Here is an 18,472-nt window from a genome sequence, read left to right as displayed (position 1 = left end):
AGAGACCGCTGCCGTCCCCCATCGGCAGCCAGCGCCACATTACCGCCCGAAATCCCCCATGTGCGGCCCTTCGGCCGCTTCCGCCGCATCCTGAGCAAATACTGAGCAAACGCTGAGCCTGCGTTCACTTGCACGTTGATTTAAGCGGCGCGGACATCCACCTCGCCGGCTTCCGCACCGTCGCTGCCGAAGACCAGCTGCCGGTTGGCGATTTTCTCGGTGAAGAACCGGTCGTGGCTGACCACGAGGACTGCCCCGGGGAAGTGAAGCAGTGCCCTTTCCATCACCTGTGTGCTGGACATGTCCAGGTGGTTGGTGGGCTCGTCCAGGAGCAGCACCGAGGCCCCGGACAGCAGGCACTGCGCCATGGCGACGCGTGCTTTCTGACCGCCGGAGAGGTTCCCGATCTTTTGCTTGAGGTCCGCCTCGGAGAACTGGAACATCGCGAGGAACCTGTTGACGGACTTCTTCGTGGCGCTGAACGCCAAGCTGTCCGGCAGTGCGTTGACCGCGTGCGAGACGGTGTCGGCGTCGTCGAGCTCCTCCAGCATCTTGTTGTACGAGACAAAACCCGGCCCCTTGGCCCAGACCACATCGCCGGAATCCGCCGGTTCCTCGCCGGTCAGCACTTTGAGCAGCGTGGACTTGCCGCTGCCGTTGGAGCCCAGGACCACAATCCTGTTGCCACGGCGGATCTCAAAGCTCAGGTCCTCAAACAACACCTTCTCGCCAAAGGACTTTCCCAGCCCTTCGACCCGGCAGAGAATATCCTTCACGTGCAGGCCGCCATAAATCTCGGTGACGATCTGGTCTACGGGCCGGGGCGTGCGGGCTTTCTTGATTTTCGCCAGCTGGGTCCCCAGACCGCGGCTGGCGGCCTTGGCAGCCTCGCGGCGGTCGGCGATGCCCTCCGCTTCAAAGGCCAGGAGCTCGGACTCATGGACGAACTGCGCCTCGAGCGTCTTGAGCCGGAACTGCTTCTGGACAACGTACTCGGCGAAGTTCCCCGGGTATTCGTGCAGATGGAAGTTCTCCACCTCGATGATCCGGGTGACCACGGCATCGAGGAACTTCCGGTCGTGCGAGACCACGATCGCGGCCCCACGGAAGTCGCGGAACCAGCTCTCCAGCCATTCGACGCCGGCGACGTCGAGGTAGTTGGTGGGTTCATCCAGCAGCAAGACGTCCGGACCCTCCAAAAGGATCTTGGCCAGGGCGGCGCGGTTGCGCCACCCGCCGGAGAGTTCGTCAATCGCGCAGGCGCGGTGAGCCTCGCTGAACCCCAGTGTGGTCAGGACAGTGTCGATCCGCCGCTTGTAGTCCCATCCGTCGAGACGGTCCATGTCCTCGAACAGCTCGGCCTGGCGGCTGATCAGCCGGTCCAGCTCTGCTTCGGCGGGGTCTGCCGCAATGGCGGCGTCGATGGCCGCCAGCTCGGTCTCGGCAGCTTTGATCTCGACGAAAAGGCCGTCAAGGACCTCGAGGATGGTCGCCTCGCCGTCCAGCTCGGAAAACTGGGAGAAGTACCCCACCCTGGTCCCCTGCTCCACGGTGACCGTTCCGGAATCCGGGGAGACTTGGTCCAGGATGAGCTTGAGGATGGAGGTTTTCCCGGAGCCGTTCTTGCCGATCAGGCCGACCCGGTCCCCGGCCTCGAGGCGGAAGAACGCCTCGCGGAGGATCTGTGTGTTCTCGAAACGGACAGCGACGTCGTGGAGCCGGATCAGGCTCACTGCTGCGCGAGCCGGTTGCGGACGATTTCGCTGACGGCCTTGCCGTCAAAACGTCCGGCCACCGTGGCGGTGACGGGCTTCATCACTGCCCCCAGCTGACGCATGGAAAGCTCGACGCCGTCGGCCTTCAGGGCCGCGATTGTCTCGTCCACGATCGACTCGACCTCGGCTGCAGTGAGCGGCTTGGGCAGGTAGGCCTCGATCACCTCTGCCTCGGCGATTTCGGCGGCGGCACGCTCGTCTTCACCGGCTTCGGTGTAGATGCGGGCCGTGTCGCGGCGCTTCGCGGCTTCCTTTTGCAGAAGGGCCGTCACCTGCGCGTCGTCCAGCACGATAGGCGTCTTGCCGGACTTCTCGCGGGTTTCGATCTCGCCCAGGACGTTGCGCACAGTGGTGAGGGCTACCTTGTTGCGGTCCTTCATGTGGCTCACGACGTCGGCGTGCAGGCGTTCTTTCAGGGTGGTCATAGTTCTCCTCGTGTTACTAACAAGGCTAGCGGCAGAACCCGTTGGCACCGATCGCCGAGATTATCCGCTGGGCGTCCTCGTCCGAAACCGCCGGGACGTCCCCGCCGCTGAACTCCGACTTTGCAGCGGCGATGAGCTGTTCGGCCGGCGACATTCCCAAGAGGCGGCCGCACAGGTTGCGGGCCTTGTCGACTGCCTGGTCGCTTTGCAGCCGGGAGTTGATCCTGGCGAGCGCGGCCAGAAGCGCTTCCTTCTGGGCCGGGTTCGGTGTGGGAAGCGACGCCGACAGGCCGGCGGACGGGGTCCCGGCGGCCGGCTCGGGGTTCGGGGAGGCAGGATCCGGCGAGGTAGAGCAAGAGGCAGTCAGTAGTAGCGTCAGCACGCCAAGCGCGATCGCGGTGGTCTTCATGGATAGTGGCCCTGTCTGCACTGGATGTCTGTACTCGATGTCAGCTGCGGATTCGCCGGCTTAGCCATCCTGGTTCTCGCCACCCAGATTGCTGCGTCGGCGCGGCCACGGCGCCGATCACGCATGTACTCACGATCTCATGAAACCCCTCCCGCTTCGTACCCGAAAGGCCGGTGCCACAGTGCCCTTGGGCTGTTCCAAATACCCAAGGAAAGGCGTAGCGTGACCCTCGTCACGTTCGGTTGAGGAATCGCGTCGGCCCTTCGCTCCGAAAGAGGGAACCCCCATGGATCGCCGGACATTTCTCACTGCTGTTTTGGCTGCCCCGGCCGCGGCCGGGGCGAGTTTCGCAGCCTCGGGACCGGCCCCGGCCCCGTTCGCACCTTCCACTACCCGCGCGGTTTTATCCTCAGCCCGGGCGCTAAAGGGCGCAGCCCACGGCGGCGACGATGCGCTGGCACTGAGACAGATCCGAAGTCTGAACGCCAGCTGGTACTACTCCTGGGGATCCGCGTATACGGTCACTACCAGCCCGGCTTTCGTCCCGATGGTCTGGAGCGCCAATGCGTTGCTCCACAAGGACGCCCTTGGCGACGTGGCAAGACAACTTCCCGCGACAAGGACCAAACACCTGCTCGCATTCAACGAGCCGGACCACGCAGGCCAGGCCAACATGTCTGTCGATGAGGCCGTCCGGCTGTGGCCCCACCTTCAGTCCACGGGGCTGCGGCTGGGATCCCCAGTCACAGTCGGCGTCAGGAGCCCGTGGCTGGATCAGTTCATGGCCCGGGCGAGGCAGGCGAACCTCCGCGTCGACTTCATGACAATGCATTCCTACACGTCGCCGAACCCGGAGAGCTTCCTCGCGAAGGTCTGGTATTTGCATTACAGGTATGGACGGCCGGTCTGGGTGACCGAATTTGCCGTGGCCGACTGGTCGGCATCCCCGGCACGCCCGTCCAGGTACACCACCCGGGAGGTCGGCTATTTCATGCAGGCTGCGGTCGCCGGCATGCGCCTCATGCCCTTCGTCGAACGGTTTGCGTGGAAATCCCGGGAACCCTCAGACCCCGCCATGGGCCCGTCCGCTCTCTTCAAAACGAACGGCCAACTGACATCAATCGGGAGGCTTTACGCCTCACTTTGACGTTTCCTAGCCCAGGAAGTGACATCTACTTGCCCGGGTTGTCCTGCTCATCCTTACGGGTGGGAAGCACGAGGAGGGCGTCACCGACGGCTCGCTCCGCGCCGCCAGAAGGGGTGTTCAGGACCGTTCCTCCGGCAACGGCCGTTGTTGAACCGCCGCCGTCGAGGTTGATCGCTTGAACCATGCCAAGTGACGAGGCGACGTCGGCCTCTTCCTTCAGGCTCAGACCCAGTGAGGCGGTAGAGCGGCCGTCAGCGGTCACCAGCAGGGTTTTCCCTTGGGCATCAGTGCCGGCGAAAGTCCGCGGGTTCCGTTTGTGGACCCAGCCGTAGTAGAAGCTGTTCCCGTCGTCGGGGTGGACCATGCCGTCACGCTTGGCAGTGACATGTTCCTGACCGTCCTTGACCAGCAGCGGACCACCATTGACCACGCTGGTGGACTTGTCTGTCCGGAGAGTCTTTCCGTCCTGGCCAAGCAGGCCGGTGCCGATTTTCAGCGTGGCGCCCAACGGGGCCAGTGCGCGGAGCCGTGCGGTGTCGGTCCCGGTGGCCTGGACGGTGTGACCACCGGCAGGCACGGCCATGCCGCGCGGCTCGGCGACGGAAGTGACGATGTTGTGGCTGTCCACCGCCACTTCCAGGCCCGGACCAGCCGGGGTGGAGGGTCCGAATTCGGGGGTGAACGTCACGAGCTCGTTGGCATTGGTGCAGGTGACGTCGTGGAGTGCGAGCGGGGTGGGCAGGTCGTTGGCTCCGCCGCAATTGCGGATCAGGCCCGGGACACGGTCAATGCCGTCCAAGGTCGCCTCACCGGACGCGGAGGAGACGGAACCGACCCAGGTCAGCCGCTTGATGCTGGTGCTGTTCTTGTTGCCGTCAATGACCAGGGCCGGTCGGTCTGCGATGGGTTCACTGAGGGTCTGGCCGCCATAGACACCTACTCCGGCCGGGTCACCCTCGGCGCCAGCCGCCGGGTCGAAGACGAAGTAGCCTGCGTTAACCGCAGCGATGGCGCGCGCGTCCCGAGCCAGCTCGCTTGTGGTCTCCCGCTTCTCCAGATCCGGGCCGAATGTGGCGGACAGCTGGCCATGGTATTTCTCCTGATCGATGGTGATGACCTCAAGCTTCCACGGCCCGCGGTCCTTCGCGCTTGTGCCCACGTCCCCGTCCCAGCCGGTATAGATCACGGAGGAGGCTAGCCCGGCCGCCTTGATCCGCGCGACAAGCGCGTCGCCGTCGGCCTTCGTGGCGAGGTGAGCGGCGCGGACCCGGTACCCGAGGTCGCCGCCGGCGTCGGCCAGCTGCGGCGACTGGACATGTTCGATGCGGGCGTCGACTCCGTTCGCCTTGAGTTTCTCGGCGACGCGCTCCGCGGTGGCCTGGCTGGAGAGTGCCGAGGCAGGCGCGTCAGGATCCGGTGAATCGGAGGGGATGGCCACTTCGGCTGTCCAGAAGAGTGAAGAGTCCGCTGCGCCGCGGCTGATCCTTGTCAGGGTGACGCCCGGCGCGAGCGTCGTCACTGTCCGGCCTTCCGGCAGATCAGCGGCGCCAAGGTCGAGGTGTGGGCCCTGATTGGCCCGGGTGTCTGCACTCTGGCCGTCGTCCGCCAGGGTAGGTCCCACGGGGCTGAGGAAGGCAAAACAGCCCGCGAGAATCAGGGCGGCGGTCAGGGCGCTGCGGTGCTTTGGTGAGGCTTTCATGCGTCCACCGTAGACAAGCGGGCAGGCGTAATCCGCCCATTCCATCCGCGGTTGGCCACCTGTTGGCCGAACCTTGGCGGCCCGTTCACCACCGCCGTGGTCGACTGCGAGCACAGACAGCACGCCGCATCCGCCTCGTCGCCTGCCGTTGTCCGGGCCCCGGCTTAGGCTGGTGGCATGCCGCCAACGCCTGCCCCCGCTCCGGTCCCGGTTGATGTCCTCGTCCACTCAAGTCCAGCCGAGTGGTGGCAGATCGTTGCTGCTCTTGCCCCGGTGGCGGTCCTCATAGCGGCGGCCGTCGGAGCGTTCATGGCCTGGCGGACACTCCGCCAGAAGGCCGTTGCGGACGACCGCGCCGAGTGGTGGAAAAGGACACAATGGGCATTGGACCGCGCTCTGGATGAGGACCAGGACATTAAGGCCCTCGGGCTGGCAGCGCTGGGAGTGCTCGCCCGCAGCGAGTTGGCCCGGAACGAGGAGCTCGAACTCCTGGACATCGCGTGGAAGTCCGTGAACGGGGCTGAGGAGCCCCGGCACGTCCCCGCACGAGATTCCAACCCCACAATCGTCTCGCAGCACCGGGTTCAGGTCGCCGCCGCACGGCTGCGGGTCACTCTCGATGAGCGCCTTGGGCGGCCGACGCCAGCCCGGACCAAGGGCCTTGCCAAGGAAGAGCCCTAGCCGCTCCCAGCCCTGTCAGGCATCGAACTTGAGGACCAGGACGGTGGCCGCGCAGGCGCATTGGGCGCCGCATTCGGGGCACAGGTAACCGGCCGCGTCCTGGTCGTCCGCCCAGAAGGCAGGAATGGTTGCCATCCGGGCGAATCCGGCCCGTTCCAACATCCTCAGGGAAGATTGCTCCGGATCGGCTGAAACCCATGACGCGGACACTACATAGCGGCAGCCGGAGGCCTTCAGGAAGTCGATGCTGGCCGCGAGCATGTCCGTGCCGAGGCCCATGCCGCGTGCTGTCGGAGCGACGACAATGGATTTCAGTTCACCAACCCGGTGCCCGTCCCAGCCAGCCTCGATGCCGGCACGGCTGAGCCGGTCGCGCAGCGCATCGACGCTTTCCCGGCCCAGGACGCGGGCCGTGGCTGCGCCAAGCAGTTGGCCGGGCCGGTTTCGGGCCCGGACGAGGACTCCGCCGCGGCCCGCCGTGAGCTCCGCCAGGTCACTTACCCGGACGAATCCAGAGCCGAGGGATTCGTTCAAGAGGGCTGCCGTTTCGGTGGCGACGGCGGGCCCAGGTGCACCCACGTGCAGGTTGACGTTCGACGCCGTCGGGCGCCTGATCGCCGTGGTTGTCATGTTGCTCCTCTTCCTACGGGTAAATCATGCACCATGGCGTCGCCAGGAGCATGCAGGAGGACCCCGGCGGTCAGGTGGGAGCACCGGGGTCGTATTCGGCTACGCGTATTTCAGGCTGAGCAGCATCGATTTGAGCTGGGCGTACCGCCCGGTTTCCATCCAGGCTTTCGCGGCGGCCGGCGAAGAGAAGGCCCGTGTGGACGGCGAATCCGTCAGGACGACGTGGGCGCTCAGGATCCCGTTGGGCAGCCGGATCTGGTTGGAGCCCGTGGATTCGGTAGTGGCGAGGAACTCCCTGGCATTGCGTACATCCATGAAGTAGTAGCCGTTGCCGTCCACGAGCTCGTCGTAGGCGAAGCCGAACTCTGTGCTCTCTCCTGCCATGTTGGTGATTCCGGGCACGGGTGCGTGATCAAGGATGGTCCGCTTGGCGGGCCCGGAGGCGCCGTCGCCGTACATGCCGCTGTTCACGCGGGCCATCTCAGTGCCGGACCCGTCCCTGATGATCGCCTTGAAGGAGTTCTTCTGTGCTTCCGCGTTGAGGGCAGGACCTGGTTTGACTGTGACAGTCCAGCCGGCCGTGTGAGTGAAGGAAATGTGGCCGTCCGGGAACGTGAACCGCTCCATCGGCGGAGACTGATGGCTCTCCGGAGCAGGTGCTGCCGCCGGCTCACTGGCAGGCAGTGCCGGGGTGACGGTTGCCGTGGGAGTGGCTGTGGCCATGGCGCTGGCTGTTGCGCTGGGAGAGGGCTCAACGGTGGTGGCTGGTGCACTTAAGGGCGTGGCGTTCGGCTCAGTGTTCGGCGGTGAGGCGCAGGCAGCGGTGGTGAGCAGGATGGCTGTCAGGGTCGCGGCAGCCAACAGGTGGGTATTGCGTGTTTTCAATTTGTCCCCCAACAAAAGTACGGGCTTCAGGGCCCGAGCCGGAGTGGGTCGATCGTTGACCCGCTGCTGTCGCCAACTATGCGACGGTTTCGGTCTATCTGTCGATAAGCTCGCCGATCGACGAAGGATTTCCAGTTCTCGCCATATTCAGTCAGGGGGCTGACACATGACCCTAAGCATGCTTATGGTAGTGGTGCTCGAACGGATGGCCTGCAGCCGCGGGCCGCATGGCAGAGGGTCCTTGGGGGACCCTCTTCGTGTATCCGGGGAACCGAGGGACCCAAGCCGCACGCATGGTGCTCCTGGAGATCACTGGCAGAAAGTCCGCGAAGGGGATCCGGGCAACGTGGAGGCTCCTGGGAACGGCACCAAAGGATCCCCGAATTCGGTGGAGCTAAGGAGATTCGAACTCCTGACCTCTTCGATGCGAACGAAGCGCTCTACCAACTGAGCTATAGCCCCGAAGCAACGCCGGTCCTGAGGGAACGGCGTTGCCGGTGTCCCTAGGCTACAAACTATCCGCGTTGTTTTCCAGCCAGCCCCGGAATGTCTCGTTGCCGTGTCGCGCGTCCGGTACCAGATTCAGTCCCTCGCGCAGGTAGCGGCCCATCGGCCCGGGCAGCGGCAGGCGCACCAGTTTCCCCTTCACGCCAGTGGCCCGCTTCCACTCGCGGGCAAAGTCGGCCATGTCCTTGGACTCGGGGCCGCCGAAGTTCACCACCCGGTGCGGCGGGCCCGCCGCTGGAACCGGTGCCGGCTCCAGCGCGGCCTCCAGGAGCATCGCAGCCACGTCGGCCGGCGACACGGGCTGGAACCGGCTGCCCCGCACCACGGGGATGATCCGAATCCTGGAGCCGGCGCCGAACATCATCGCCAGCAACGAATGAAACTGGGTGGCGCGGAGCACCACAGTCTGAAGCCCGGACAGCTCGTAGACATGTTCTTTGGCAGCCTTCGACCGGTAGAAGGCCGCGCTGCTGCGATCGCAATTCACGATGGACAGCATGACCGCCCTGGCCGTCCCGGCATCCTGGGCGGCGGCCAGAAGGCGTGCGCCGCCGTCGGCGAAGTTCTTCCGCGCCTTCCCGGAGCGTCCCTCCAGGCAGTCAATCACGACGTCGGCGCCCCCCACGGCCGCCGGCAGCCCTTCGCCCGTCGTCACGTCCGCGCGGAAGTATTCCGCTCCCCCGACCCGGCCGGAGGCGCCTGCGGGCGGCGGGTTGCGGCTCAGGACCGCCACGGAGTGTCCTGCGTCGACGGCCTGGCGCACTACTTCGCGGCCCACTTGCCCTGTTCCGCCGGCCACGCAGATCCTTGTCATGACCCGAGGCTACCGCAAACAACCGTGGCGGCTACGCTTCGGGGAAAGGAAACCCCGGGCGGCCATCGCTGGCTGCCCGGGGTGAATTCTTCGCAACGGACCGGATCAGGCGCGGCGCCGCTGAAGGACATCGTCCAGGTTGCTCAGGGCGCTCTGGGCCTTGCTGAGCTGCTTTGTCTCGGAATCCTCGGCGGTCCGCGGATCGGACGCGGCCGGCCGCGCGGAGGCCTGCTTGAGCGAGGGCTTCCCCAGGGCTTTCGGCGCCTCGGGGAGGTCGAGGGGCATGGGGGCCGCGCGCTCGGCCTTCGGCGCTTCGACGTACGTGGGCTTGGGAACGTCGACTGGCTCCCAGCTGGAATCCGCAGCAGTTGCCGCCGTCTCGGCTGCCAGAGCGGCCGAGGTATCTCCCGAGGCTGCGGCCTCGGCGAGGGCGGCCTGGCGGAGCTCCAGCGCGGTCAGCGGCCTGGGAGCAGGTTCTTGCGTTGCGGGGGCCGCTTCGGCGTCGAAGAGAGGGCTTTCCGGCCGTGCGCCGGGACTCTCAGCAGGGCGGGAGGGGATCTGCTCGGGCCGCGAAGACCGGGCGATGGTACGTTCCGGGCCGCCCATTGCTGCACGGAAGGCGGCGTTCATTTTCCGCCGGCGGTCACCGACAGCGAGACGGCGGAGCATGGCCACGGTGGCGACAGCGCCCAGCAGGGCCGTCACCGGCAGCCACCCGGACCCCACACCGAAAAGTCGAAGGGCCCCGGAAACCACTCCTGTGAGCAGCAACAGCAGGCCGGCCATCGCCAGCACCAGCCGCCCCCAGCGAATCTTGAATGCCGGAGAAGCACCGGCAGTTGGCGTCGCCCCTCCGGGCGCGCCACTACTGACCCGGCTTCCAGCGGAGCCGCTGGCCGGTTCTGCGCGCTGGGTGCTGATCATGGGTTTCTCCTGCTGCGCCGCCATTTTCATAACCTTCCCCGCACGTGGATCTGCTGGTTCCATGTCAATGACGTCCGCCAGGAATTCGCCCGCAGGCTGCAGCTGGTGGCGCCCGTTCCGGAGAACGTAAGGCGCCACCCACACGATCCAGAGCGCAACAGCAATGACAAGTATCACTGAGCTGCTAAGAGGGAAGTCCACACTCAAAACCGTATGAGGTATATGGGGTACTGCCCCGCATTGTCGGGGGTGTGTCGCGGGCGTGGCGGCGACTGGGCTCCGGCCGGGCGTCGTGGCTGGTCAGACGGCACTCACGGGCTTAGGCCTGGCGGGTTCTCAGCCACCGTGCGAGCAAGCCTTCCGGCACTTCCTCAGCCGTGAGCGCGAACGTTCGGTGATCGGCCCATTCGCCGTTGATGTGCAGGAATCTGGGCCGGTATCCCTCGTCCCGGAACCCGAGTTTCTCCACCACCCTCAGGCTCGGGGCATTCTCCGGCCTGATGTTGATCTCCATGCGGTGCAGGCCGAGGGTGCCGAAGCAGTAGTCCGTTGCCATGGCCACGGCGGTGGGGGCGATCCCGCGGCCGGCCCGTCCCTTGTCGACCCAGTAGCCAAGCGTCGCCATCATGGCCGAGCCCCACACGATCGAGGAGACAGTCAGCTGCCCGACGATCACCGGCGCCTGGTGGCCCGGCGTCCATTCGGCGATCACGAAGGGCAGGGCCGTGGCCTGCGCAGCCTGGACCTTGAGTGAGCGGACCATTTGCCGGTAGTCCGGCAGCCCGCCGCCGGGGACAGGGTTTGATGCCTCCCAGGGGGCCAGCCACTCGCAGTTACGGGACCGAAGTTCTGTCCACTCCCTGCGGTCCCGGTACCGGATCGGGCGCAACACTATGTCGCCACTCTCCAGAGTTACCGGCCAGTTGAAGCTGCCCCCCACGGGAGTTACTTGGTGAGGCTGGGGGCCAGGCTGGACGCGAAGCCGGGCAGCCATTCGCGCAGGCCCGGGCCAAGGTCATCGCTGTCGCAGGCGAGCTGGACACAGGCCTTGAGGTAGCTGAGCTTGTCGCCGGTGTCGTAGCGGCGGCCGCGGAAGACCACGCCGTATACGCCGTAGCCCTCGCCGGTGCCGGCCGCGAGTTCCTGCAGTGCGTCCGTGAGCTGGATTTCTCCGCCGCGTCCGGGCGCGGTGCGCTCAAGCACTTCAAAGACAGCGGGGTGCAAGACGTAGCGGCCAATCACGGCCAGGTTGGACGGGGCGTCCTCGACGTCCGGCTTCTCCACGAGCTGGTTGATGCGGACGTAGTCCTCACCGCCGATCGCCTCGACGTCGGCGCAGCCGTACGCACTGATCTGGGACGGATCCACCTCGATCAGTGCGACCACGGACCCGCCGGTCTTGGCCTGGACGTCGATCATGGTGCTGAGGAGTTCGTCGCGGGCGTCAATGAGGTCATCGCCCAGGAGGACGGCGAAAGGCTCCTGCCCGACGTGCTGCTTGGCCCGGAGGACGGCGTGGCCAAGGCCCATGGGATCGCCCTGGCGGACGTAGTGGATGTCACCGAGGTTGCTGGCGGCCTGGATGGACTCGAGCTTGGCCGTGTCGCCCTTCGCCTTCAGGGTGGACTCCAGCGCCGGCACGCGGTCGAAGTGGTCCTCCAACGCCCGCTTGTTACGGCCGGTGATCATCAGGATGTCGTTCAGGCCGACGTTCACGGCCTCCTCAACGACGTACTGGATAGCCGGTTTGTCGACTACAGGGAGCATTTCCTTGGGCATGGCCTTCGTAGCCGGAAGAAACCTGGTACCAAGGCCCGCGGCGGGAATGACGGCCTTGCGAACGGAAGCGTTGGGTGTATTCACTCGACTAATCTAACGGAGGGACCAATCATTGCGTAATTCTTAATCGAACCGCCGGCGGACTTTCCCCGGCCGTCGTGACCGCAAGAGGCAGAGGACGGGCCTATATGGCGTCAAAAGACCAAATACGCTCCAGCCACCGGGCGAAGCGTTCCGAACTCCCGGTGGCCGAGCTTGATGCCGCCGCGGCGGGCATCGCCCGCCATGGGCTCCAGTGGGCCTCGGCGCTGGCCGGCGGCCGCCGGGGCACCTTCGCGGCCTACCTCGGCGTGGGCACCGAACCGCCCACGCTGCCGCTATTGACGGCCCTGACCGACGCCGGACACCGGGTGCTGCTTCCGGTGTGCGAACCCGACCTTGAGCTCAGCTGGGTATATTGGACCCCGCAGTCAGTGTTTGTCCGGAGCAGGTTCGCCCCCATCCTGGAACCTGTCGGCGAGCGCCACGGCACCGCCGTCATGCGCGCCGCTACCGCAATCATCCTTCCGGCCACCGCCTTGGACTTCTCCGGCAACCGCATCGGGCAAGGCGGCGGCTACTACGACAAGTTCCTTGCCGCCCTCGCCGCCCTGTCCCTTTCGTCCGGTGAGGCGGCCGGCGAGGCGGCCGACGCCGCGGCGCTGCCGGCTGCCGCCGTCGTCTATGACACGGAGGTGCTGCCCGCGGACAGCATCCCCGCCGAGTCGTTCGACCGTAAGGTCGACGCGGCGCTGACCCCGGGCGGAATCATCCGGCTCGGCTGATGCCGGCCCCGCTGAGAGGGGTTCCAGCCAAGGTGATAGAATTGGCACTCAGGCCCTGCGACTGCTAAGCACGGACTCCGCCGGTAAATATGCCGGCAGTGGTCACGACTCGTCAGCACGGGACCTGCTCGTTTGTCCCAGAGTGAGGATTTCCAGTGCCCACGTATGCATACGCCTGCAAGGACTGCAGCCACGCCTTCGAGATCGTGCAGTCGTTCAGCGACAACTCCCTGACGTCCTGCCCTGAGTGCCAGGGCACGCTGCGCAAGAAGTTCAACAGCGTCGGCGTCGTGTTCAAGGGCTCCGGCTTCTACCGGAACGATTCCCGCGACACCAAGGGCAGCACGGTTTCCGCTGCTCCCGCAGCACCTGCGGCCACCCCCGCACCTGCTACGGCCCCCGCGGCTTAGCAGGCACCACCGGACCGACGCCGCTGCCAGCGGGTCCCCCTCAGGCTAGGCCTGCCTTATCGCTTGGACGCCTGCCAATTTGTCCACATAGGCCACTTCGGGGCTCTCACCGCCCTCCGCGGGTCCGTAGCGTGGCGGCATGGCCCTTTCCCTCAGTCCGCTGTCCCCTCCGTCGTTCTGGTCGCCTTTCGCGACCAGGGCCGGTTTCCCCTGCGCGGCTTCACCCGGGAGTTCTTCCACGCGGTCCCGGCGACGGCCCGCCGAGGATTCCGCACGCTGGAACCGCACCGGGATCCGCACCGCCGGCCCTCCGTCGGCCACGATGTCCACGGCCGGCCGCTCCAGTCGGAACCGGAATGTGCCCGGCCAGCCCCGCAGTCAGCAACCGCCTCGCGGCCGTCCGCCGCGGCGCCGCCTGCGCAGCTGGCTGAACCGGAACCGGCGGTTCATTGCCGCGCTCCTGTTCTGCGTCCCCGCCGGCCTCACGGTTCAGCAACTCACCCCCGCGCCCGCTGAAACTGTTGTTGCATTCGCCGCGGCGTCGGATCTTCCCGCGGGAAAAACCCTGGGACCCGGCGACGTCAGCCCGATCAGCGTGCCGCCCGACCTCGTGCCTGCCGGCAGCCCCGGCAGCGAGACCGCGTTCGAGGGAAAACAGCTGGCTGCGCCGCTGCGCAAGGGCCAACTCCTCAGTGACGCCCAGGTCCTCGGCCCGGGCCTGCTCGCCGGAAGCCCGCCCGGCTCCGCTGCGGTGCCGCTGAGGATGGCTGACCCTGCCTCGATCCAGCTGGTCTCCCCCGGACAGCTCGTCAACGTGGTGCTCACCGGCGGCAACGGCTTTGAACAACCCACCGAAAGCCAAATCCTCGCTGTTGCCGTCCCGGTGCTCTGGACATCCGCGCAAGGCGGCAGCGCCGGGCCGTGGCCAGCCAGCACGGAGGCTGAGGGGCTGGTGGTCGTAGCGGCGTCGGCAGACCAGGCGCGAAGGCTGGCGGGCGCATCTACCCAGGGCAAGCTGTTCTTCGTGCTCGTGGCGGCCGCGCCGGGCTAGGGCCGTTGCGTCCCACGCCCGCCGCGTTGGGGCAGTGACCCAGCAGCCGGGCTGACACGCAGTTCGGCACCGGCCGGCTCCGTTAAAGCCCGGGGTTCCCAGTCGCCGGGCTAGGGCCGTTGCGTCCTTACCCCCAGTGCGGCGGTTTCTGTTCCTGGAGCCATGCGTCGTGATCGTAGTTGTCAGGCTGGTCGCCCCAGCGGCGGGGATCGTCTTCCGCCGCCTTGTTCGGCAGTACGCCATCGGGGACGGTGGCCTGTGCCTCGGCACGGCGGGCCGTTTCCTTGGCCGCTTCCTGCTCCGCGCCGGTTTCGGTCACTTCGCCCGGCTTCGGCCCGGAGGTGCCCCTCGCGTCGCCCTGGTTATCGCCGGTGTTGTTCTGGATGTCGCCGTCCGCATTCATGCCGCCGGCCTCCTTACTGCCTGTACTGTGTGCTGTTGCTGTTGCCGGCCCCTGGCGGTGTTCCTGCGCCGAAGACTCGTGGCCGCCGAATGTGCGCTCCGCGAACTCGGCCGCCAGGTGGTTTTCCGCGGCGCGCGCCTCGTCAATTGCCAGGTGCTCGATGTCGTCATCGAAGAACCCGTGCGATGTCAGCAGCCGGCTCGACACGGCAGGCTTCTCCAACCCGAGGTAGCCGCCAATCCGGTCAGCGCAGGCCGAGGGGTCGGTGAAGACCTCTATGGTCCATAGTGGCATGTAACGCCAGCCAAGCCGCTCCAGAAGTTGTGGCCGCAGCCTGCTCCGTTCCCGGACGCTCATCCGCCGGTAGTGGCCGGTGCCGTCGGACTCGATCGCCACCGGACGGGGAATTTCCGCGTCGTCCCGGCCGATCGTGGTCATCGGGTCGGCGGCGGCCACCATGTTCAGGACGCCGTCGTACTGGTGCCACACCCGTGCCCCGCGAGCCCGGAGCCGGTCGCCCAGGTCGGCCACGAGCGGATCGGCGCCGAGCGCCTGTTCGCTGGCCGCGGCCCGGGACGCGGGACTGCCAAGATCGGTGTTGCCCGCGATCTCACGGTCCAGCAGTTCGTAGAAGTCCACGGCGCCGTGGCTGAGGCGGCTGACGTCGAGGTCTTCGGGACGGAAGCAACTGAGCACGTGCAGCGACCGGCGTGCCCGCGTCATCGCCAGGGCGAATTTGGCGCGTCCCCCGTCGGCGGAGAGCGGGCCGAGGCTGTGGAGGGTGCGCCCGTGCGGTGTACGGCCGTAGCCCGGGGAGAAAATGACGTGGTCGCGGACCAAGCCCTGGGCCCGTTCCAGATCCACTACGCGGAAGGACTCCTCCCCCGCCGTGAAGAAGCTGCCGAGCATGGGGTAGTTGGGCAGCTGCGCCCTGATGGCCTCGCCGATTCGGGCGGCGTGGCGAAGGCTGCCGGTCACCACGGCCAGCGAGGTCCGCGGCCGGAGCCGGGCGTGCTCGAAGACGAGTTCCACCGCGCGGTTCACCTCGGCGACCACCGATTCAACGCCGTCGTGGTCCGCGCTGGGCAGCCCGGTGCCGTCGGGGAGGTATTCCACGCTGAGGGAGCGGTCAAGGCCCGTGGCGGCTTGCCCTTCGGGGAGCCGGGTGAGTTCTCCGGCGTAGAAACCCTTGCTGAGCTGGCGCACCAGGTCTTCATCGACCGCGCGGTAAACGGTCCTCAGGTTCCGGACGGGAAGCACGGCAGCGAGTGCCGCGTAGGAGCTCTCCACGCCTTGGGAAGAGGTCTCCCCCGCGGCGAGCCGCTCGACACCGACGGTGAAGGTCCGGGGGCTGGCGATCTGTTCGTCGCCGAAGGCGATCACCTGCCGGGACCTTGCGATGGCCGGAAGGACCGCCTGCAGCGAGGTCGTCTCCGCGTCAAGGATCACCACGGCGTCGAAGGTCTGATCGATCGGCAGGAGACCGGTCATGAGGTAGGGGCTGACGGACCACACGGGTACGAGTGTGGGCAGCAGTTCCTGCGCCTGGCCGCCCAGGGCCGCCAGGGTGACTCGGCCGTCCTTCAGCAGGCTGCGCAGCAGCTCGGCCTGGCGGGGGTACTCCGCGATGGCAGCGCACCAGCGTTCGGACAGGTTCCACCGCAGCCGGGCAGCGCCGCTGGCGATGTGGGCGTTGTCCGCGAGACGGTACTCGGCCTCAAGCTGGCGCAGCGCGTCGCCGTCGGACATGGCGAGGTAGTCATCGCCGCTGATCATGGCTTCCAGGGCCGACTGCCACCAGGCCAGCTCCAGTTCGGCGGTCACCGATCCCTCCGGGACCTCGCGCTCGGCGAGGTCGGCGAGGAGTTCGCCCAGGCCGTGCTCGCGCATGCTCTCGACAAGCAGGGTACGTTCGGGCAGGGTTTCCAGGGTCGCGGTGTCGGCGACCAGCCGCTGCACGCGGGCCAGGAGTTCCCCGTAGGGCGCGCGGTCCAGATCGCCGCCGGCGGCAGTGTGCTTGACGGCCTGGCCGAGTTCGTCCAGTTCCGCTGCCAGCTCGCGGTACAGGCCGGTGATTTCGCCCAGTCCGGACGGCACGGCCGGGTGCCGCTGCGTCGTGGCGTAGCCGGACCAGGCGGCGCGCTGCTCCTGGACGAGGAGCAGGGAACTGTGCAGGTCCGCGATGTGCACCCCGGGCCGGACGTATTCCTTCGCCACCCTGCGCAGGCGGGAACGCTGCATGGACGGCATCTCGATCCCCCGCTCCCGGCGCCAGGCGGAGGACGCCGTGGCGGAGATCAGGTCGTGGACGGGCCGGTCAAAGATGTCGGGAGTGAATTTGTCCAGGCTTTCGCGCACGGCCACCAGCAGTTCGATCTGCTCGCCCCATTCGGCGAACGTCCCGCCGAGGCGGATCTCTGCGTGTTCGGCCACTGCGTCCATGCGGCCGCGCAGCAGGGGCAGTTTCTCCGCCACGGTCCTGGCAACGCTCTGCGCTTCCTGGGTCTCCTTGCGCGTGAGCAGCCGCGCGCCGTGCCAGGGACTGGTGGTTGACGCGCGGCTGAAGCCGCCGAGCTCGGCGGCGCGGCGGAGCCGGCCGGCGAGTTCCTCGCGGTCCCGGATGTTGTCCAGGACGCTGCGCTTGAGCCGGACGGTTGTGGACGGCGCCGGCTGGATGGAGGTCAGCTCTGCCAGCGACTGCATGGCCTCATACGGCGAGCAGCCCCAGCGGGCCCGGACATTGTGCAGCGAGGCGACGTGGTCCATCAGGGCGTGGCGGTGCCCGGTCAGCGTTGTGTGCAGATTGCTCAGTTGCGGCTCGAGCGATTTCTCGTTGCGGACGATCGCCCGGACCAGCTGGCCCTTGAGCTGCAGCGGGCTGGCGTTGCCGGTCAGCTGCAAGAGCACCGAATCCAGGCCGAGGCCCTCCAGCTGGGCGGAGATCTCGGCCAGGCTGGCCCGCCTGTCGCCCACCACCAGGACGGACTTGCCCCCGTCCACGAGGGCGCCGATGGTGTTGATGACAGTCTGGGTCTGGCCGGTCCCCGGCGGGCTGCTGACGACCAGCGAGTCGCCCGCCCGGACGGCGTCGACGACATACTGCTGGTCCGTGTCGGCGTCGAGCAGCAAAAGCTCCTCGGCCGGGTCCCGCTCATCCGTGCTGGGGAAGCGGCCAGGCTCAAGGACGGGCACCTCCACCCGTTCACCGGAACCGGACCGTGCCAGTGCGGTGACGAGGGGGTTGTTCTCGTTGATCCACGGATCGTCCAGGTTGCCGGAAAGGTCGGCAAACGTGGAGACGAGCAGGTTGTGTTCGACCTCGGCGCCGTGAATCGGCTGGACCAGGGTGCCCAGGCGGTCCAGGACAGGCTGGGGGTCATACCGGGCCGTGCTGTAGGCCATCCGGGTCACCGCGTTGACGTCAAAGACGATGCCGTGGACCGACTTGAGGTGCCGGACCAGCGCCGGGTTGATCTGTGCCTGTTCGGTCAGCTGCAGTTCGTAATCGTCCTCGCCGGGGCGCACCGTCAAGGAGATGGCGGTGAGCATGACCGGCGCCGAGATCCGTTGCGGTTTGCCCCCGACGGCGGACGTCCAGACCACCGTGCCGGCGGAGAAATACCCGGCGTCGATGCCGCGGTCGTTGGCGAGTTCGAAGATCTTAGAACGCAGGTTGCGCGATGCGCGGGCCGCCACAATGTACTGCTGCCGGTCGCGGATCAGGGTCGAGAGCCGGGTCCGCCGGCCTGCCATCAGCTGGGCAAGTCCTGACGGATGGGCGTTTGTCAGGTCAATCGAGCCTTCGGGCGTCTTGGTAAAGCGCAGCATGGTGTCTGCACCGGTGACGGGTTTGAGCCCCGACAGCCATTTCCTGAACTCCTCGGAGCCCTCGGGGTGGCCTTGACCAACTGACACTGCTGCCTTCTTTTCTGTGCTCGACTTCTCTGGGCCGGACCGTGGCGGGCTCGACTTTAGAGCGTTCGTCGTATCAACGCTCGTCTGTGTCGCGTCCGCGCTTTCCCAGGCCACGTTGTGTGTGCTCGCGGTTGCCTGGCTCGCGCGGGACGCCTTGGACCATACCGGCATGCTTTCGAGGGTAGCCCGAATCC

The 18,472-nt window shown here is 67.0% G+C and carries 17 protein-coding genes and 1 tRNA gene; 5 read left to right on the top strand and 13 right to left on the bottom strand.

Annotation, left to right across the window (positions count from 1 at the left end; translation table 11 throughout):
• Positions 1 to 140 precede the first annotated feature (140 nt).
• From AB4089_RS03625 to AB4089_RS03615, 3 genes are read right to left on the bottom strand one after another with little or no spacing between them, the layout of a single operon-like run.
• Entirely contained in the window at positions 141 to 1,733 is a 1,593-nt protein-coding gene (locus tag AB4089_RS03625) for an ABC-F family ATP-binding cassette domain-containing protein (RefSeq protein WP_441407922.1), read from the bottom strand.
• Positions 1,730 to 2,200, bottom strand: a complete 471-nt coding sequence (locus tag AB4089_RS03620) for a GatB/YqeY domain-containing protein (protein WP_441407921.1) — start codon at positions 2,198 to 2,200, stop codon at positions 1,730 to 1,732. Before AB4089_RS03620 ends, AB4089_RS03625 begins: the two co-directional genes overlap by 4 nt.
• A gap of 25 nt (positions 2,201 to 2,225) precedes the next feature.
• Positions 2,226 to 2,609, bottom strand: a complete 384-nt coding sequence (locus AB4089_RS03615) for a hypothetical protein (RefSeq protein WP_441407920.1) — start codon at positions 2,607 to 2,609, stop codon at positions 2,226 to 2,228.
• Between the two features lie 454 nt (positions 2,610 to 3,063).
• On the opposite strand from AB4089_RS03615, the gene AB4089_RS03610 reads away from it, so the two are divergent.
• The gene (locus AB4089_RS03610) at positions 3,064 to 3,756 is read left to right on the top strand and encodes a glycosyl hydrolase (RefSeq protein ID WP_441407945.1); all 693 of its coding nucleotides are present in this window, start codon (positions 3,064 to 3,066) and stop codon (positions 3,754 to 3,756) included.
• Positions 3,757 to 3,781: 25 nt separating this feature from the next.
• Here AB4089_RS03610 and AB4089_RS03605 read toward each other — a convergent pair whose 3' ends face one another.
• On the bottom strand, positions 3,782 to 5,455 hold the full coding sequence (locus tag AB4089_RS03605) for a phosphodiester glycosidase family protein (protein ID WP_441407919.1): 1,674 nt from the start codon (positions 5,453 to 5,455) through the stop codon (positions 3,782 to 3,784).
• 177 nt (positions 5,456 to 5,632) lie between these two features.
• Between AB4089_RS03605 and AB4089_RS03600 the strand changes: the two genes are divergently transcribed.
• Positions 5,633 to 6,136: a hypothetical protein gene (locus AB4089_RS03600; protein WP_441407918.1), complete on the top strand. Its 504-nt coding sequence runs from the start codon at positions 5,633 to 5,635 to the stop codon at positions 6,134 to 6,136.
• A gap of 15 nt (positions 6,137 to 6,151) precedes the next feature.
• On the opposite strand, the gene AB4089_RS03595 is transcribed toward AB4089_RS03600, so the two are convergent.
• The 7 genes from AB4089_RS03595 to galU all read right to left on the bottom strand — a co-directional run bounded on the left by AB4089_RS03595 (position 6,152) and on the right by galU (position 11,759).
• Complete coding sequence (locus AB4089_RS03595) at positions 6,152 to 6,766, bottom strand: GNAT family N-acetyltransferase (RefSeq protein WP_441407917.1); 615 nt, start codon at positions 6,764 to 6,766, stop codon at positions 6,152 to 6,154.
• A gap of 99 nt (positions 6,767 to 6,865) precedes the next feature.
• On the bottom strand, positions 6,866 to 7,651 hold the full coding sequence (locus tag AB4089_RS03590) for a hypothetical protein (protein ID WP_441407916.1): 786 nt from the start codon (positions 7,649 to 7,651) through the stop codon (positions 6,866 to 6,868).
• A gap of 389 nt (positions 7,652 to 8,040) precedes the next feature.
• A tRNA-Ala gene (locus AB4089_RS03585) sits at positions 8,041 to 8,113 on the bottom strand.
• A gap of 46 nt (positions 8,114 to 8,159) precedes the next feature.
• Positions 8,160 to 8,972, bottom strand: a complete 813-nt coding sequence (locus AB4089_RS03580; RefSeq protein WP_441407915.1) for an SDR family oxidoreductase — start codon at positions 8,970 to 8,972, stop codon at positions 8,160 to 8,162.
• Between the two features lie 105 nt (positions 8,973 to 9,077).
• A complete protein-coding gene (locus AB4089_RS03575; RefSeq protein WP_441407944.1) occupies positions 9,078 to 10,073 on the bottom strand; it encodes a hypothetical protein in 996 nt (331 codons plus the stop codon).
• Between the two features lie 142 nt (positions 10,074 to 10,215).
• On the bottom strand, positions 10,216 to 10,836 hold the full coding sequence (locus AB4089_RS03570) for a GNAT family N-acetyltransferase (RefSeq protein WP_441407914.1): 621 nt from the start codon (positions 10,834 to 10,836) through the stop codon (positions 10,216 to 10,218).
• A 5-nt stretch (positions 10,837 to 10,841) separates the two neighbouring features.
• On the bottom strand, positions 10,842 to 11,759 hold the full coding sequence (gene galU, locus AB4089_RS03565; RefSeq protein WP_441407913.1) for a UTP--glucose-1-phosphate uridylyltransferase GalU: 918 nt from the start codon (positions 11,757 to 11,759) through the stop codon (positions 10,842 to 10,844).
• 104 nt (positions 11,760 to 11,863) lie between these two features.
• Here galU and AB4089_RS03560 point away from each other — a divergent pair, with 104 nt between their 5' ends.
• Together AB4089_RS03560 and AB4089_RS03555 are read left to right on the top strand one after the other, a co-directional pair.
• Positions 11,864 to 12,499: a 5-formyltetrahydrofolate cyclo-ligase gene (locus AB4089_RS03560; protein ID WP_441407912.1), complete on the top strand. Its 636-nt coding sequence runs from the start codon at positions 11,864 to 11,866 to the stop codon at positions 12,497 to 12,499.
• A 155-nt stretch (positions 12,500 to 12,654) separates the two neighbouring features.
• Positions 12,655 to 12,909, top strand: coding sequence for an FmdB family zinc ribbon protein (locus tag AB4089_RS03555; protein WP_441407911.1), 255 nt, complete (start codon positions 12,655 to 12,657; stop codon positions 12,907 to 12,909).
• 45 nt (positions 12,910 to 12,954) lie between these two features.
• Here AB4089_RS03555 and AB4089_RS03550 read toward each other — a convergent pair whose 3' ends face one another.
• Complete coding sequence (locus AB4089_RS03550; RefSeq protein ID WP_441407910.1) at positions 12,955 to 13,239, bottom strand: hypothetical protein; 285 nt, start codon at positions 13,237 to 13,239, stop codon at positions 12,955 to 12,957.
• Positions 13,240 to 13,267: 28 nt separating this feature from the next.
• Between AB4089_RS03550 and AB4089_RS03545 the strand changes: the two genes are divergently transcribed.
• Complete coding sequence (locus tag AB4089_RS03545; RefSeq protein ID WP_441407909.1) at positions 13,268 to 13,960, top strand: RcpC/CpaB family pilus assembly protein; 693 nt, start codon at positions 13,268 to 13,270, stop codon at positions 13,958 to 13,960.
• Positions 13,961 to 14,087: 127 nt separating this feature from the next.
• Here the strand turns inward: AB4089_RS03545 and AB4089_RS03540 are convergent, their stop codons facing one another.
• On the bottom strand, positions 14,088 to 18,278 hold the full coding sequence (locus tag AB4089_RS03540; protein ID WP_441407908.1) for an AAA family ATPase: 4,191 nt from the start codon (positions 18,276 to 18,278) through the stop codon (positions 14,088 to 14,090).
• Positions 18,279 to 18,472: the final 194 nt, after the last annotated feature.

Source organism: Arthrobacter sp. 2MCAF15, from assembly GCF_052115605.1.
GTDB lineage: Bacteria > Actinomycetota > Actinomycetes > Actinomycetales > Micrococcaceae > Arthrobacter.
Note: the sequence above shows the minus strand (reverse complement) of the source record. Positions and strands in the feature narration are given on the sequence as shown.